9 protein-coding genes, 1 tRNA gene, 1 pseudogene and 2 CRISPR repeat arrays are annotated in these 16,721 nt (G+C 70.8%); of the genes and pseudogenes, 8 read left to right on the top strand and 3 right to left on the bottom strand.

What is annotated here, in order from left to right; all coding sequences use genetic code 11:
- Positions 1 to 47: 47 nt before the first annotated feature.
- A CRISPR array of direct repeats spans positions 48 to 685; the repeat unit is 29 nt; unit sequence GTGCTCCCCGCGAACGCGGGGATGGCCCC.
- Between the two features lie 173 nt (positions 686 to 858).
- From casA to cas2e, 7 genes are all read left to right on the top strand, one after another.
- The gene (casA, locus tag ACFYVJ_RS12510) at positions 859 to 5,424 is read left to right on the top strand and encodes a type I-E CRISPR-associated protein Cse1/CasA (RefSeq protein WP_388889915.1); all 4,566 of its coding nucleotides are present in this window, start codon (positions 859 to 861) and stop codon (positions 5,422 to 5,424) included.
- A gap of 77 nt (positions 5,425 to 5,501) precedes the next feature.
- Positions 5,502 to 6,149, top strand: coding sequence for a type I-E CRISPR-associated protein Cse2/CasB (gene casB / locus ACFYVJ_RS12505; protein ID WP_388889664.1), 648 nt, complete (start codon positions 5,502 to 5,504; stop codon positions 6,147 to 6,149).
- 67 nt (positions 6,150 to 6,216) lie between these two features.
- Positions 6,217 to 7,419 carry a type I-E CRISPR-associated protein Cas7/Cse4/CasC gene (gene cas7e / locus ACFYVJ_RS12500; RefSeq protein WP_388889662.1) on the top strand — a complete coding sequence of 401 codons (1,203 nt, stop codon included), beginning with the start codon at positions 6,217 to 6,219 and terminating at the stop codon, positions 7,417 to 7,419.
- Positions 7,416 to 8,120: a type I-E CRISPR-associated protein Cas5/CasD gene (gene cas5e / locus ACFYVJ_RS12495; protein WP_388889659.1), complete on the top strand. Its 705-nt coding sequence runs from the start codon at positions 7,416 to 7,418 to the stop codon at positions 8,118 to 8,120. The genes cas7e and cas5e overlap by 4 nt, the downstream gene beginning before the upstream one ends.
- On the top strand, positions 8,120 to 8,818 hold the full coding sequence (cas6e, locus tag ACFYVJ_RS12490; RefSeq protein WP_388889657.1) for a type I-E CRISPR-associated protein Cas6/Cse3/CasE: 699 nt from the start codon (positions 8,120 to 8,122) through the stop codon (positions 8,816 to 8,818). Before cas5e ends, cas6e begins: the two co-directional genes overlap by 1 nt.
- 5 nt (positions 8,819 to 8,823) lie before the next feature.
- Positions 8,824 to 9,774 (top strand): type I-E CRISPR-associated endonuclease Cas1e, encoded by a 951-nt coding sequence (cas1e, locus tag ACFYVJ_RS12485; protein WP_388889654.1) that lies wholly within the window; start codon positions 8,824 to 8,826, stop codon positions 9,772 to 9,774.
- Entirely contained in the window at positions 9,771 to 10,112 is a 342-nt protein-coding gene (gene cas2e, locus ACFYVJ_RS12480) for a type I-E CRISPR-associated endoribonuclease Cas2e (RefSeq protein ID WP_388889652.1), read from the top strand. The genes cas1e and cas2e overlap by 4 nt, the downstream gene beginning before the upstream one ends.
- Positions 10,113 to 10,212: 100 nt before the next feature.
- A CRISPR array of direct repeats spans positions 10,213 to 12,194; the repeat unit is 29 nt; unit sequence GTGCTCCCCGCGCCCGCGGGGTTGGTCCC.
- A 276-nt stretch (positions 12,195 to 12,470) separates the two neighbouring features.
- Here cas2e and ACFYVJ_RS12475 read toward each other — a convergent pair.
- From ACFYVJ_RS12475 to ACFYVJ_RS12465, 3 genes and pseudogenes are all read right to left on the bottom strand, one after another.
- Positions 12,471 to 12,543, bottom strand: a tRNA-Lys gene (locus ACFYVJ_RS12475).
- Positions 12,544 to 12,702: 159 nt separating this feature from the next.
- Positions 12,703 to 13,152 (bottom strand): annotated as a pseudogene (locus ACFYVJ_RS12470) (LamG-like jellyroll fold domain-containing protein); the annotation flags it as partial.
- A gap of 105 nt (positions 13,153 to 13,257) precedes the next feature.
- The gene (locus tag ACFYVJ_RS12465; RefSeq protein ID WP_388889649.1) at positions 13,258 to 15,459 is read right to left on the bottom strand and encodes a DEAD/DEAH box helicase; all 2,202 of its coding nucleotides are present in this window, start codon (positions 15,457 to 15,459) and stop codon (positions 13,258 to 13,260) included.
- A 333-nt stretch (positions 15,460 to 15,792) separates the two neighbouring features.
- Here ACFYVJ_RS12465 and ACFYVJ_RS12460 point away from each other — a divergent pair, with 333 nt between their 5' ends.
- Complete coding sequence (locus tag ACFYVJ_RS12460) at positions 15,793 to 16,341, top strand: hypothetical protein (RefSeq protein ID WP_388889647.1); 549 nt, start codon at positions 15,793 to 15,795, stop codon at positions 16,339 to 16,341.
- Positions 16,342 to 16,721 lie beyond the last annotated feature (380 nt).

The following is a 16,721-nucleotide window of genomic DNA, read 5'->3' as shown; positions in this document are numbered from 1 at the left end:
TGCTTGAGAGCCCAGCAGGATCGACGAAAAACTGCAGGCCACGCAGCGTGCTCCCCGCGAACGCGGGGATGGCCCCCAGTACGTGTCGCGGTATTCGGCGAGGGCCATGTGCTCCCCGCGAACGCGGGGATGGCCCCTCTGCGGGGGTGTCGCTCAAGGCGCTGGAAACGTGCTCCCCGCGAACGCGGGGATGGCCCCGGCGCGACCTCCGTGTCGGTGCGGAGGTACGAGTGCTCCCCGCGAACGCGGGGATGGCCCCCGGGCCTGGGTGAACAGCCACCGCGGGCGTACGTGCTCCCCGCGAACGCGGGGATGGCCCCTACGCGCCCCCCTACGGCCGCATGAGGCAATCGTGCTCCCCGCGAACGCGGGGATGGCCCCGTGGGCTGCGGGTGCCCGGCGGACGGCTGCTCGTGCTCCCCGCGAACGCGGGGATGGCCCCGGCTGCTGGGGGCGTCCCATCCCCGGCCTCCTGTGCTCCCCGCGAACGCGGGGATGACCCCCCGGCGTTGGTGAAGTCCACGCTCTGCATTCCGTGCTCCCCGCGAACGCGGGGATGGTCCCATCACCGACTGGGTCGTGGTGAAGACGCGCTGGTGCTCCCCGCGAACGCGGGGATGGTCCTCAGTCGAAAGCTGACCGGGACCCGGCCGAGTGGTGCTCCCGCAAACGCGGGAATGGCACTTCGATCCGGTGGATGGTCCTGTGGTCGGCACCGTGCTCCCCGCGCCCGCGGGGCGGTCCTCGTCCCCGCTGGGTACGACCGTGTTCAGAGCCAAGGTCCGGCCAGATCGGTCAAGTTCGAACAATTTCTGCCTCTACCGCCCGATGTGATGGCTGATGGGATCGAATGCGTGGATGAATCGGGGTCGCCAAGCCGCTGACGATGCTTTCTCCGGCCTGTCTGCCGCTGCACGGGTGATCTGGGGGAAGAGTGATCGCCGGACCGATGGCTGGCTTCCGCTCTTCCGCCACATGGGGGACTCCGGAGGGGTCGCCGGAAGACTGTGGGATGGGTGGCTGCCTCGCAGCGTCAGGGAGTTGGTCTCTGAAGGACTGCCCGAGGGCCTGAAGGACGGGCGTCGGCTGGCGGTCTGGATGGCGGCGTCGCACGACATCGGCAAGGCCACGCCCGCCTTTGCCTGTCAAAGCGAACCCCTGGCTCAGGCCATGCGTGACGAGGGCCTGGATATGCCGAGCCGGCAGCAGTTGGGGGACGATCGCAAGCTCGCGCCCCACGGGATCGCCGGGCAACTGCTGCTGCAGGAGTGGCTCTTTGAGCAGCATGCGTGGTCGTACCGTGCCAGCGGTCAGCTCGCGGTCGTTGTCGGTGGACATCACGGTGTACCGCCCAGCCATCAGAGGCTTCATGACCTTGAGCTGCGTCCTCACCTGTTGCGGACCGGGGGTTCGGCCGCCGGTCCGTGGAGGGCCGTGCAGTACGAGTTGCTGGATGCCTGCGCGCGGTTCGCGGGAGCCGATAGGCGCCTCAGTGGCTGGCGTGGCGTCAAGTTGGCGCAGCCTGCGCAGGTGGCTCTGACAGGGTTGGTGATCGTGGCCGACTGGATAGCCAGTTCCGCCGAACTGTTTCCCTACTCGCTCGACGAGGAGGGTCTCGGCAGTGCCCAGGAGCGCCTGGAGGCGGCGTGGCGAGGGCTTGATCTGCCCACCCCGTGGGAGCCGGACGAACCGCGGGAGGCGATTGACGAACTGTTCCGCTCCCGCTTCGCACTTCCCCAGGGCTCCGCGGTGCGTCCGGTGCAAGAGGAGGCCGTGCGAACCGCGCGGGAGATGGATCCCGCCGGGCTCATGATCATCGAAGCTCCCATGGGGGACGGCAAGACCGAGGCAGCACTCGCAGCAGCGGAGGTCCTGGCAGCGCGTAGCGGAGCCGGCGGCTGCATGGTGGCGCTGCCGACCAGGGCCACCGGGGATGCGATGTTCACCCGGCTGTTGGCGTGGCTCGATCACCTGCCCCCAGATGACGGCCCGTCGTCGGTGTTCCTGGCTCATGCGAAGGCCGCACTCAACGACACCTGGGCGGGCTTGCTGCGAAGGGGAGGCCGTGCCGTTACCGCGGTGGATGACGACGGCGTGCAGCGTATCGGCGCTCCCGGTGCAGGGCGCAGGGAGAACCCGGCCAGCCTGCTCGCGCACCAGTGGTTGCGGGGGCGGAAGAAGGGGCTGTTGGCGTCGTTTGCTGTGGGGACGATCGATCAGGTGTTGTTTGCCGCGCTGAAGAGTCGTCACTTGGCGCTGCGCCATCTGGCGCTCGCGGGCAAGGTCGTCATCATCGATGAGGTTCATGCCTATGACGCCTACATGAGCACGTATCTGGAGCGGGCGCTGGAGTGGCTTGGGGCCTTCCGGGTGCCGGTAATCATGTTGTCTGCGACCTTGCCGGCCGGTCGGCGTCAGGCGTTGGCGGCAGCGTACTCGGGTGCGGCCGCGGCGCTTACGAACGTGCCGGGCGAGGCGTATCCGGTGGTGGCGGCCGTTTCACGGGAGGGCGCGGTCTCCTTCACGTGTCCGTCGGCCGCGGTCGACCGGCACAGCGAGATTACGGTCGAGGCGTTGGACGATGATCTCGGGGTTCTGGTCGACCGTTTGGAGTATGAGCTCCGGGACGGCGGTTGTGCGCTTGTCGTGCGCAACACCGTCGATCGGGTGCAGGAGGCGGCGGAGCGGCTTCGTGAGCGTTTCGGGGCCGGCAAGGTGATCGTGGCCCATTCCCGTTTCACGGCCGCTGATCGGGCGCGTAAGGACGCCGAGTTGCTGCGGTTGTTCGGCAGGGACGGCGACCGCCCCGGTGGGCCGCATGTCGTAGTGGCGAGCCAGGTGATCGAGCAGTCACTCGATGTCGACTTCGATCTGCTCGTCACAGATCTGGCGCCGATTGATCTGGTCCTTCAGCGCCTGGGGCGTACGCACCGTCATCCCCGCGTCAGGCCGGCTGCGCTGCGCTCGCCGCGTTGCCTGGTGACGGGGGTCGACTGGCAGCATGACCCACCGCGCCCAGGCAAGGGTTCGGTTCAGGTATACGAGGGCCAGCACTTGCTGTTGCGTACGCTGGCGGTTCTTCGCCCTCATCTGTTTTCGGGCCACCCGCTGCGGTTGCCGCAGGACATCAGCCCGCTCGTGCAGGCGGTCTATGGCGAGGACCCCGTGGGCCCACCGGAGTGGGCGTCTGCGCTGGCGGAGTACCGCACCGGCTATCGGGCGTTGCTTGCCGGGAAGCGGGAGAGTGCGGATGTGTACCGCTTGGGGCCGGTGCGACGTGCGGGCCGGCCCGTGATCGGCTGGATCGACGCGGGTGTGGGGGATGCGGATGAAACGCGAGCAGGCCGGGCCCAGGTGCGTGACAGCGAGGAAAGCATCGAGGTCCTGGTGGTGCAGCGCCGCGGCGACGGGGTGTTGACCACCCTTCCGTGGCTGGATCGCGGGCGCGGTGGTCTGGAGCTGGCTGAGCACACCGTGCCGACGCCCGCGGCTGCCAAAGCTGCAGCGGCGAGCGCACTGAGTCTGCCTTGGCATTTTTCGAAGCCCTGGAGCGCTGACCGTGCCATCGCGGAGTTGGAGAAGTTCTGCGTGGAGACGTGGCAGATCAAGGAGTGCCCGTGGCTGGCCGGGGAACTGGTCCTCGTCCTGGACGAGAAATGTCAGACCCGGCTGGCAGGCTACGACCTCACCTACAGCGAACACGACGGCCTGCTGGTCACACCGGCAGGTGCACGCGATACAAGGGTGATCGACTCCGTGTCTTCCTTCGACCTGGTATCCCGGCCGTGGCTCCCGGTGCAGCGCCTCGACGGCTCTTGCGAGGAACTGTCCCTACGGGAGATCTTCGTATCGGCGGGGTCTGTACGGCGGCTGGTCGGCGATGTGCCGACGCAGGAATTCGCGCTGCTGCGCCTGCTGTTGGCGATCCTGCACGATGCGGTGGACGGTCCGGCGGATATCGAGGGCTGGGGGGAGTTGTGGGAGTCGGGCGATCCCTTCGCCACCGTACCCGGCTACCTCGACCGGCATCGGGACCGGTTCGACCTCCTTCACCCTGACCACCCCTTCTACCAGGTCGGTGATCTGCGGACGGAAAAGGGCGAGATGGGTCCGCTGAACCGGATCGTGGCCGACGTGCCCAACGGCGATCCGTTCTTCAGCATGAGGCACCCGGGCCCAGGCAAGCTGAGCTACGCCGAGGCTGCGCGCTGGCTGGTCCACATCCACGCTTTCGACGTCTCCGGTATCAAATCCGGGGCCGTTGGCGACCCCCGGGTCAAGGGCGGCAAGGGATACCCGCTGGGCGTCGGCTGGGCGGGGAATCTCGGCGGCGTCTACGCGGAAGGGAACACGCTGCGCGAGACGCTGCTGCTCAACCTCATCAGCGCCGACAACGACTTCCTTCGCACCGACGCGGAGGATCGGCCGGTGTGGCGACGCCCGCCGCTGGGGCCCGCGCCCATCGAGGCGGACCCGGACGATCCGCGCCCGTGTGGCCCTCGAGACCTGTACACCTGGCAGTCGCGCAGAGTGCGACTGCACGACGCGGGCGACGGCATCACCGGGGCCGTCCTCTCCTACGGCGATCCCCTTGCGCAGCACGGTATGCACCACAGGGAGCCCATGACGGGTTGGCGCCGCAGTGAGCCTCAGGAGAAGAAGCTGGGGAAAAGTCCCGTCTACCTACCGCGGCTACACGACCCCGGTCGGGCCGCCTGGCGCGGCCTGGCAGCCTTACTCGGTGATCGGGGGCGGGGGCGCGAGGCGGCCGAGCAGCGTCAGGGAGCCGAGCGATCTCTGCCGCCACGGGTGATCGAGTGGCTGTCCCGCCTGGCCGTTGAGGACTTCCTGCCCCGGTTGCATCTCCTGCGGACCCGCACGGTGGGTGCCCTCTACGGGACCCAGCAATCCGTCATCGACGAGATCGTGGACGACGCGGTACTCCTGCCCGTCGTGGTTCTGCATGCCGAACGCCCCGAGTACGGCCGGGCCGCCGTGGACGCGGTCGACGATGCCGACAATGCCGTGCGCGCGCTTGGGCATCTGGCCGGGAACCTCGCCCGCGCGGTCGGCGCGGACCCCGGAGCGCCGACAGATACCGCCAAGGACCTCGGTTACGCGGCCTTGGACGGCCCGTACCGCCAGTGGCTGGGCGAGCTGCGTCTCAGCAGCGACCCGCTGCGTTCCCGGGACGACTGGCAGGTGACCGTCGACCAGATCGTCCGCGATCTCGGCCGCCGGCTCCTGGACACCGCCGGCCCGGCTGCGGCCGAGGGCCGGTTCGTGGACACGCCGGAAGGCGGCACCCGCTGGCTCGACGACACTCAGGCAGATCTGTGGTTCCGGGCCCGGCTCAACTCCGCACTGCCCGCCGCGGCCGCACGGCGCCGGGACTCCGGTACGGCACGACCGGAATGCCACTAGCGACGACCTCCTGGAGCTACCCAGTGACGACGCCCCCTCCCCAGCCTGAGACGACCGGTCAGGCCGGCCCTCTCCGCATGGTTGGCTCCACCGCCGACCGGTACATCCGCAGGCTGCAACACGGCTATCGAGAAGACGCTCCCGCCGCGGTGGCCACGCTGGCCCGGCTTCGGCGCGGTGCTGGGCGTCCGATCCTGGATGTGCCCGACCTGTGGGGAATGACGGGCATCGAGGAACTGGCCGAGCTACGAGAAGGTGAGCGCCGCGGCCTTGACCTCGACCGCGCGGAGCAGTCCCTGCACCTGTGCCTCACGCTGTGGGCTCTGCACCAGCAGGGTCACCGGGACACCGGCATGCACGTAAGAGGGCGCGGGCTCGGCTGGGCCGTTCGTGAGCTGATGATGACCCAGGGCAACGGGAAGACTCCGCCGGCCGCGTCCGGTGCCCAAGGCAACGGCAGTCGCACGCCCCCTGCCGAACTCAACGAGCCCCTCCGCCGGCGGTTGGTCCGAGCCGGGACCGCCGGGACACCGGGAGTCCTGGCCCAGCGGCTGCGCGAGATCGTCCTGTTGCTCCGTCGAGAGGCCGTGCCCCTTGACTACGGGCTGCTGGCCGACCAGCTCTACCGATGGCAGCAATCCGGCAAGGCCCCCCTGGTCCGTCGCGCCTGGGGCCGGGACTTTCACCTCGCCGGCCTGACCCGCACGAAGCCCTCTGCCTCGTAAGCGTGATCGAGCACCGGGCGTTCATGGCAGGCGCCCTTCTTCTTCCCACCGATTGGAGCACAGCATTGTGAGCCGAACGATTGTCGATATCCACATCCTGCAGACAGTGCCGCCCAGCAACCTCAACAGGGACGACACCGGCTCGCCCAAGACCGCGACGTATGGCGGTGTCCAGCGCGCCCGTGTCTCCAGCCAGGCGTGGAAGCGGGCCACTCGGGAGCAGTTCGGCGACCTGCTTGATCCGCTGGAGCGCGGTGTGCGTACCAAGAAGGTCGCTGAGGCGCTCGGCGAACGGCTCATGGATCTCGACCCCTCGCTGGACCGCGGACAAGCGGAGGAGCTGGCGGCCGAGACCCTCCGGACTGCCACCGGTTCGAAAGTCGAGGTCCCCAAGCGCAAGCAGAAGGAAGGGGAACCGGATCCGGCACCGGAGTCGCTGTACCTGATGTTTCTCAGCGCCGCGCAACTCGACGCCCTGGCTCACCTCACGGCAGAAGGCAGCACGGACAAGGCCGACATCAAACTCCTCAAGGAGTTCTTCAAGGACAAGGGCAACAAGGCGCGGGCCAAGCAGCTCGTCGATACCCGGCACTCGGTCGACATCGCCCTGTTCGGTCGCATGGTCGCCGATGCCACCGATCTCAACGTCGACGCCGCCACCCAGGTCGCACACGCCCTGAGCGTGCACCGTGTCGACAACGAATCGGACTTCTACACCGCGGTCGACGATCGCAACAAAGAAGCCGAGACCGGCGCCGGAATGATGGGTGTCATCGACTTCAACTCCGCCACTCTGTACCGCTACGCGGCACTCGACGCCGATCTGCTGCAGACCAATCTTGGCGCGGGACTGCGCGAGGACGAGGAACCGACGACTCCGGTGCGCCGTGCGGTCGAAGCCTTCCTCGAAGCCTTCGTCACCTCCCTGCCCACGGGAAAGATCAACACCTTCGGCAATCACACGCTCCCGAGCGCGGTGATCGTCAAGCTGCGGACCAAGAGGCCCATCAGCTTCGTCGCCGCCTTCGAACGGGCCGTCGTACCTGCGTCCTCCGACGACGGGTTCCTGCGCACCGCCTGCGAGCGGCTCGCCACCTACGTGCCGGAACTGGAAGGGGCATACGGTGTGGCAGCCGCCGACCACACCTGGATCATGCGGGTGGGGCAGGAAACCGAAGCGCTCGTACCACTCGGTCCCGGCATGCGGCTGGGAGAACTGGTCGAGGCGGTCGGCCAGGCCGTCGCCGAGCGGCTGGAGTCCGGGGCGTGAGCGTGCTCCTGCTCCGGCTCGCAGGCCCGCTCCAGGCATGGGGCTCATCCGCCCGCTTCACTCGCCGCACCACCGAGAACCAGCCCACCAAGAGCGGGGTCCTCGGCCTGCTTGCCGCCGCTCAAGGCCGTCCCCGCGAGGCCGACCTCTCCGACCTGGCCGCCCTGCGCTTCGGGGTACGCACCGACCAGCCCGGCACACGCATCAGAGACTTCCAAACAGCGCACCACCCGCTGTCAGGCAAGGCCATGCCCTTGTCGGAACGCTATTACCTCGCCGACGCCGTCTTCGTCGCCGGCGTCGAAGGCGAGCACGACCTCATCGACCAGTTGCACGCAGCCGTCCGCGAACCGGCGTTCCTGCCATACCTCGGCCGCCGCTCCTGCCCACCCTCATCCCCCATCGACCTCGGCGTTCACCAGGACACCGACCTCGCCCAGGCCCTACGCACAACACCCTGGCAGGCGTCCCAGCCGTACCGCGAGCGGGCAGTTCCCGGTATCCGTCTAGCGCTCCAGCTTGACAGCCCGCCAGGCCAAGCACCCGAGCAGCACCTCCGCGACCAGCCGATCACCTACGACCCGCGCCACCGCCAGTACGGGCTGCGCGACCTGGTCACCGAAACGGTGCCGGTACCGGATCTCCCCGCGCCTGCGCACGTGCCTGCCCACGACCCCACCCACGGACTCGGACAGCTCTGATGTTCCTGACCCGCTTCCGCCTCAACACCGCCCGCCGCGAGGGCCGCCATCTGCTCGGCTCCCCGCACAGACTGCACGCGGCCGTCGCCATGTCCTTCGCCGACCCACCACCCCATACCAGCACCGGCCCTCGCCCCCTGTGGCGCGTCGACCGAAACAACCCGGCCGACACCGTCCTCTACGTCGTCAGCCCCGCGCGCCCCGACATGACCCACCTCGTAGAACAGGCCGGCTGGCCGACAGCCGATACCCCAGGCTGGCAGACCTACGACTACGGCACGTTCCTGAACCGCCTCACCGCGGACAGCACCTGGAACTTCAGACTCACCGCCAACCCGGTGCACCACATCCGCCGCAAGGACGACGAGCCGACCAAGCGCACCGCGCACATGACACCCCGGCATCAGACTGCGTGGCTCGTCACCCGCCAGGAACAATCCGGATTCACCATTCAAGAGAAACCCCGGCAAAAGCGCGTACTGCCGGAGGGCGACGAACTGCAACTCGTCATCCGTGACAAGCGAAACCTGCGCTTCACCAAGAAGCCCGGAAGTCCGCCCGTCCAGCTAACCACGGTCACGTACGACGGGCGGCTGACCGTGACCGATCCCGAAGCCCTACGGCGCACCCTTACCCAGGGCCTGGGAAAAGCCAAGGCATACGGCTGCGGGCTGATGACGCTCGCCCCCGCCGGGTAACCCGCATGAGCACCATCGGCCGCCGCGGCGCCACTTCCCCACGGGAACTGACCCGCGTCAAGGACCGCCTGTCCTTCGTCTACCTCGAACGCTGCGTAGTCCACCGCGAAGACAGCGCGATCACCGCGACGGACACCGAAGGCACCACCCACATCCCGTCCGCCACCATCGGCACACTCCTGCTCGGCCCCGGCACGCGCATCACCCACCAGGCGATGGCCCTCCTCGGAGACACCGGCGCCGGTGCCGTCTGGATCGGCGAACACGGAGTGCGCTACTACGCCGCCGGCCGCGCCCTCACCCGCTCCTCAGCCCTCGTAGAAGCCCAAGCCACCCAGTGGGCGAACCGCCGCACCCGACTCCAAGTCGCACGCGCCATGTACCGGCTTCGGTTTCCGGACGAAGACCCCAGCGGTCTCACGCGCCAGGAACTCCTCGGCCACGAAGGCACCCGAGTCAAAGCCTGCTACCGGGCGAACTCCGAGCGCACAGACGTCCCCTGGCACGGCAGACGCTACACACCGGGCGACTTCACGAGCGGCGACCCCGTCAACCAGGCCGTCACCGCCGCCGCCCAGTGCATGTACGGGATCTCCCACGCCATCGTCGCCGCCCTGGGATGCAGTCCCGGCCTCGGTTTCGTCCACTCCGGCCACGAACTGTCCTTCGTCCTCGACATCGCCGACCTCTACAAGACCGAGATCGGCATCCCCCTCGCCTTCGACATCGCAGCCGAGGACGAACAAGACATCGGCCCCCGTACCCGCCGCGCCCTGCGCGAGCACATCCGCAGGTCGCAACTTCTCGACCGCTGCGTCGAAGACATCAAACTGCTGTTGATGCCAAGGGCAACCGTCGAAACCCAGGACCCGCTCGTCGACAAGGTCACTCTGCAGTCCGACGGCGATCAAGAAGTTGCCGCAGGCTACAACTACGGCGAGGAGATGCACTGGTGACCGTCATCGTGCTGACGAACTGCCCTGCAGGACTACGCGGCTTCCTCACCCGATGGCTTCTTGAAATCTCCCCCTGCGTCTTCATCGGCAATCCGTCGGCACGCATCCGAGAGACCCTCTGGGAAGAGATACGCACCTACGCAGGACAGGGCCGAGCCTTACTGGCCCACACCACGAACAACGAACAGGGCTTCACATTCCTCACCCACGACCACAAATGGCACCCCGTGGACCACGAGGGCCTGACCCTCATCCACCGCCCAGCGGCCCCACCCCAGCCTTCAACCCGCACCCAAGGCTGGAGCAAAGCCTCCAAACGGCGCCGCTTCGGCCACTAGAACCTACATGGCCGCTATAGCCCGTTTGCCCCTGATGCGAAGAGCTTCAAAACTCATGCGAAACCCCAGCGTGGTGCAGTATCACCGCAGGTCGTGAAGAGTGCTCCCCGCGCCCGCGGGGCTGGTCCCGAAAGGCGAGTGCATGGCAACCCGCATCAACCGTGCTCCCCGCGCCCGCGGGGCTGGTCCCTTTGCGCCCGGCACAGCCCGCGGGGCGGCGGCGTGCTCCCCGCGCCCGCGGGGCTGGTCCCTACGCCGGGGAACTCGGGGTGCACCACGAGACGTGCTCCCCGCGCCCGCGGGGTTGGTCCCGGCGTCCTGGGCCGCTACAAGGGCAAGTGGTAGTGCTCCCCGCGCCCGCGGGGTTGGTCCCGATGCAGCTCCGTCCCGTAGTTGGCCCCGCCGGTGCTCCCCGCGCCCGCGGGGTTGGTCCCGGGACGGTCACCGGGACGCTGAAGCGGGAGGCGTGCTCCCCGCGCCCGCGGGGTTGGTCCCTCGCGGCCGGGGTGCAGGCTCAGCCGGCAGTAGTGCTCCCCGCGCCCGCGGGGTTGGTCCCTCACCCGGGTACAACGCCGTTGGCTGCACACAGTGCTCCCCGCGCCCGCGGGGTTGGTCCCGACTACTCCGGGCTCGTGGCCGCGGTGGCACGGTGCTCCCCGCGCCCGCGGGGTTGGTCCCCAGTGGTACCGGGCTTTGCGCTGCCACGTCCCGTGCTCCCCGCGCCCGCGGGGTTGGTCCCCAGTGGTACCGGGCTTTGCGCTGCCACGTCCCGTGCTCCCCGCGCCCGCGGGGTTGGTCCCGCGCCGGGAAGATGGCAGGTCGTGCTCCCATCGTGCTCCCCGCGCCCGCGGGGTTGGTCCTCGGCGGTCTTCAGTGCGAGATCGTGGGCGTCTGTGCTCCCCGCGCCCGCGGGGTTGGTCCCAACTCCCGGCCGGCCGACTCGGTGCGGGCCCCGTGCTCCCCGCGCCCGCGGGGTTGGTCCCGAAGCCCGGGCAGTGAAGGACTGTAGCGCCAGGTGCTCCCCGCGCCCGCGGGGTTGGTCCCTCCCGCCCGGACTCCTTGACCGACCGGCCAGAGTGCTCCCCGCGCCCGCGGGGTTGGTCCCGACTCGCCCGTCCCGGTGTTGGTGAACGTCACGTGCTCCCCGCGCCCGCGGGGTTGGTCCCTCCTCCGGCCAGACGCGCACGGACTGGGTGCTGTGCTCCCCGCGCCCGCGGGGTTGGTCCCGCCATGTGGACCTGGAGGTTGTTCGGGACGCGGTGCTCCCCGCGCCCGCGGGGTTGGTCCCCTCGTGCCAGGGCCATTCGACTTTGACTGGGAGTGCTCCCCGCGCCCGCGGGGTTGGTCCCTTCACCCGTGATGCCGTTGCCGGGGTGTCGGTGGTGCTCCCCGCGCCCGCGGGGTTGGTCCCTTCCGTCGCCTCCACATCGCATGCCCGCTCGGGTGCTCCCCGCGCCCGCGGGGTTGGTCCCGAGTCGGTAGACGCTCCCGAGGATGCGCATGTGTGCTCCCCGCGCCCGCGGGGTTGGTCCCAGGGAAAGGGCCCCATCTGGAAGAGCTTCCTTGTGCTCCCCGCGCCCGCGGGGTTGGTCCCCGTTGCTCTATTTCGGTGGGGAAGTTGACGGCGTGCTCCCCGCGCCCGCGGGGTTGGTCCCTTCAGCGGAGAGCCTGACGCGGACCAACAGGCGTGCTCCCCGCGCCCGCGGGGTTGGTCCCCTCGTGCGGGGCGGGGACGCGAAGACGGCGGCGTGCTCCCCGCGCCCGCGGGGTTGGTCCCGAGCGGCTCCTGCTGCTCGCGGACTGCTCGGCGTGCTCCCCGCGCCCGCGGGGTTGGTCCCAACAGCGACCGCACCAGCCCCTCGAACCCGGCGTGCTCCCCGCGCCCGCGGGGTTGGTCCCCAGATCGGCGGCCTGGAGCTGCTCGTCGTGGAGTGCTCCCCGCGCCCGCGGGGTTGGTCCCGCCGCATGGGCCCGATGATCACCGGGAACGTCGTGCTCCCCGCGCCCGCGGGGTTGGTCCCTCTTTGAAGTGTCCGTGGTCGGGTGGCCTGCGGTGCTCCCTGCGCCCGCGGGGTTGGCCCCATGGTGATCTTCGCGTGGGTGACGTGACCCGCATGCTTCCCGCGCAAGCGGAGGTGGAGGTGGAGGCGAGTTCGACCTGCAGGGGTTTGTCAATATCTGTGTTCTTCGCACGCGGAGAACGCGCGCACAGGGCTGTATGCCTGGCCTCTACGGGTGGCGCGGCCAAACGTGCGATCTCGGGACGTTCGGGCCAGCAGTGGGCCGGCAATCGATCTCCGACCGGCCAAAAACGCAGGAGAGCCCAGGGCATATGCGCGCTGACCTGGGCTCAAGCGGTAGGCCGCGTGGGACTCGAACCCACAACCAACGGATTAAAAGTCCGGTGCTCTGCCAATTGAGCTAGCGGCCCGCCCGGCCAGCATAGCCCGGACCCCGGCGTGCCCCCGAGCGGATATCCCCTGGCGGGCGGGGCGCGGCCCCTCCCTGGGGTGGGAGGGGCCGCGGGTGGGAGGCGGTCAGACGCCGGGTCCTCCCTGGGAACGCTGATGAAGGTCAGGTCGCTGCCGGAGAGGACTCCGGTGTAGGTCCGGAGTTCGTCGACCGCGGCCGTCATGGGGTCGGTCCAGCCGGTGGTGGTGCCGGCGCGGCCGAGTTGGAGGCCGGTGGTGGCGGGCCAGGTGGCGGAGTCGGGGAGGGGAGGCTCGGCGGCGAGTTCCCCATGTGTGTAAAGGCGGATGCGGTCGGCGGGATCGTCGTGGACGACGGCGACGTGCTGGCCCCAGGGGTTCGCGTACGTCTCGGTCATCGTGCGCGTCGCGGTCGGGGTGTCCGCGTCGGCGACGACGAGTTGCCACCTGCCCGTGTCCGCCTCGTAGCGGACCTCCACGGCATTGGCGTGGTCGCCGGGGAGGGAGAAACGTAAGAGAGCGTGACGGGCCAAGGTTTCCCTCCTGGGTGAGAACCGACGGGATTTCTCCTGGCGGAGGGTGTGGGGCCCCTCGAGGCATTGCGCTCGCACAGCCTAACAACCCGCTGTGACAATGCATCTACGCGCAGTTCCGGCAAGAGGGCGCGAACGCGTGCGGGCCCCCTCCCGGGGGAGGGGGCCCGCATGCGGTGGATGTCAGCCCTTGCGGTTGTTGCGGTCCTGGCGCTTCCAGCGGGGCTTGTCCGTACGCCGGTCGTCCGTGGTGCGGCGGTCGTGGCTGTACGGGCGGCCGTCGCGGCGGTCGCGGCCGGCCGGGCGGTCGCCGCCGAAGCGGGAGCGGTCGGCGGACTCGCGGCGCTCGTAGGGGCGGTGGTTGTCGCGGTCGTAGGGGCGCGCGGCGCCGCGGTCGTCGCGGCGGGGGTAGGAGCGGGTGCCGCGGTCGTACGGGCGGGTGCCGCGGTCGTCGCGGCGGGTGTCCCGGCGGTCGTACGAGCGGGGCTCACGGGTGCCGTACGAACGGTCGTCGCGGCGGTCGTACGACGGACGGTCGTCGCGACGGTCGTCCCGGCGGTCGTAGGAGCGGTCGTCGCGGCGGTCGGCGCGGTAGTCGCGGGTCTCCCGCGGCTCGCGGTAGTCCCTGCCGTCCCGGTCGTTGCGGCGCGTGTCCCCCGACCTGTCGAACGAGCGGAAGCGCTGCTCCCGGCGGTCGGGCCGGGTGCCGGTGCGGTTGTACGGGCGCTCGGAGCGGTCGCCCCGGTCGGAGCGGTCCGTACGGGCCTCGTACGCGCCCTCCTCCGCCCGCGGCTCCGCCGGCGCCTCGTCCTGCGCCACCGGCTCCGCCGGCTGCTCCGGCGTCACGCCCGCGCGCGTCGCCAGCCGCGTCGCCTCCGCGCGCAGGTCCACCGCGTGCTTGCGGGCCCGCTCCAACTGGGCCTCCAACTGCGTCACGTCCCGCTCCGCAGCCGTGGCCGCCTGGGCGGCCGAGTCCGCCTGCACCTCGTCGATCGAGCGCGCGCCGGTGATCCGCGCCACGTCCGGGTCGAACGCCCCGCGCCCGCTGATGATGTGCCGCGAGGCGTCCACCGCCGCGTCCTCCAGCAGGCGGAAGACCGTGCGGCGCTGGTGCGGCAGCGCGAGGGAGACGACCGTGCCGGACTCGCCCGCGCGGGCCGTACGGCCGGCGCGGTGCAGGTAGTCCTTGTGGTCGCCGGCCGGGTCGACGTTCAGCACCAGGTCGATGCCGTCGACGTGGATGCCGCGCGCGGCGACGTCCGTCGCCACCAGCGCGTGCACCCGGCCGTCCTTGAAGTCCGCCAGCGTGTGCGTACGGGCGCCCTGCGTCATGCCGCCGTGCAGCGCGGCGGCGCGTACGCCGGTCTCGCGGAGCTGGTCGGCGACGCGGTCGGCGCCGAGCTGGGTGCGTACGAAGACGATGGTGCGGCCCTTGCGCGCCGCGATGGCGGCCGTGACGGGCGCCTTGTCGCGCGGCTTCACGACGAGCACGTGGTGCGTCATCGTCGTCACCGCGCCCGCCGACGGGTCCACCTCGTGGCTGACCGGGTCGACGAGATAGCGCTTGACGAGCGTGCCGACGCCCTTGTCCAGCGTCGCGGAGAACAGCATCCGCTGGCCGCCCGGCGGCACCTGGTCGAGCAGCTCGGTGACCTCGGGCAGGAAGCCCAGGTCGGCCATCTGGTCGGCCTCGTCGAGGACGGTGATCTGCACCCGGTCCAGGGAGCAGGCGCCGCGGTCGATGATGTCGCGCAGCCGGCCGGGGGTGGCGACGAGCACGTCGACGCCGCGCTCCAGCGCGCCGATCTGGCGGCCCATGGACGTACCGCCGCAGACGACCTTCATCGACAGCCGCAGCACGTCGCCGTACGGCTGGAGCGCGTCGGCAACCTGCATCGCCAGCTCGCGCGTCGGGGTGAGGATGAGGCCGCGGGGGCGCTTGGGGTCGGTGTGGCCGCCGGCGAGGGTCGCGAGCAGCGGCAGGCCGAAGGAGAGGGTCTTGCCGGAGCCGGTACGGCCGCGGCCGAGGACGTCACGGCCCGCGAGGGCGTCGGGGATGGTGGCGGCCTGGATCGGGAACGGGGTGGTGACCCCGTAGTCCGCGAGCTTGGCCACGACGCCGCGGGGCAGGCCGAGGTCGCCGAAGGTCGGCGCGGCGGCCTCCGGGGCGTCGCCGGTGACGGCGGTTTCCTCGGTGACGGCGGCCTCGCCGGTGACGGCGGTTTCCTCGGTGACGGTGGCGTCGTCGGTGTCGGTGGTCTCGGTCGTCTCGGTCGTCTCGGTGGTCTCGGTGGTCTCGGTGGTCTCGATCGCCTCGGTGATCTCGGTCACCTCGGGCGTCTCCGCCTCGTCGAGGGCAGGGGCGAGCACAGGGGTTTCAGACATGAACGAGTAAAAGCCTTCCGCAGTCGTCGGCACGCGCCACGACTCCGTGGCGGATTTACATGGACCGCCTCTTGCGGTCTGCCACGGCAGGGAAGGGAACGCGCCACACACGGCGCGCTTCGGTGGGGCGCCGGGCAAATGGGATCAAACGATCTACCAGAGTACGCACCCGGTGGGCCGGCTGGCAAATCCGTTCCGCGGGCACGGCTCGCGGGGTGGCTCCCACGGCGCGCGGATCGGCTACGCGCCGGTCGGTGCGCCCCGCGACGCGCCCCGTGTCCTCCGCGGGCGCTGGGGAGTTGAGCGTACGACACGTCCTGAAAGGGGCTCCCCATGCCTGAGCCGACAGCCCGTGCCGCCCTGCGGATCTCAGCCGCCACGCTGGCGGTGCTGGCGCTCGGCGGGTGCATGACCGTCTCCGGCTCCGGCAGGCCCGGCGCCCCCGACCCCGGCTCGGGCCGCAGCGGCACCGAGCCCGACGGCGGCGTACGGGTCAACGACGCACCGTCCGCCGCGGCCGGCGGCACCGGCACCGGCGAGGCGGGCGGCGCCGGGGGCGCCGCCGGGGAGCGCGACGGCGACGAGAAGGACCCCTCCGCTACGGGCCGGAAGAGCGGCGGCGAGGCCGACCCGGCGTCGCCGTCCCCCCGCGCCGGCGAACCCGCCGACGCGGGCGGCACCATCGGCACCCCGGACCCCCCGCAGCCCACCACCCCGCGCCCCCGCCCCCAGCCGACGACCCCGTCCCCGACCGCCACGGCCCCGGACCCGACGCCGACCCCCACACCGACACCGACCCCGACGCCCACCGACGACGACACGACCGGCGGCGGCACGGCCGCCGGCGCCGGCGGCTCCTCCCCCCAACTCCCCTCCGCCTGACCGCCGCCACCGCCGCCACCACCACGGCCGCGCGGCCCGTACAGCCGGGCACCGGTGGACGGCCCAGCGGCCACACGGGAGCGGTGGGCCGTCGAGCAGCAGCCGAACCCGCCGGGCTCCGCCCCCCGCGGCGCGGGGGCGCGGCGCGGGCGCGGCGCGGGCGCGTGGGCTCACAGCCGGCCAAGGTCCGGCTCACGTCCGCCCCCGGCCGGCCAGTGGGCGAGGCGGGCGGTCAGTTCCTCGCCGCCGGGGTTCCGCTCCCCGGGCCGCCCCGGTCTCTCCGATGCGTACGGGCACGCGGCCCCACGCTCCCGGCGGACCGCGGTCATCACCCCGTCCCGCACGGTGAGTTGCATCGTCGCCGCACGCGCGCCGCCCCC

This window comes from Streptomyces sp. NPDC004134 (genome assembly GCF_042874195.1).
Lineage (GTDB): Bacteria > Actinomycetota > Actinomycetes > Streptomycetales > Streptomycetaceae > Streptomyces.
The sequence above is the reverse complement of the archived record's forward strand: the minus strand, read 5'-3'. Positions and strand labels throughout refer to the sequence as shown.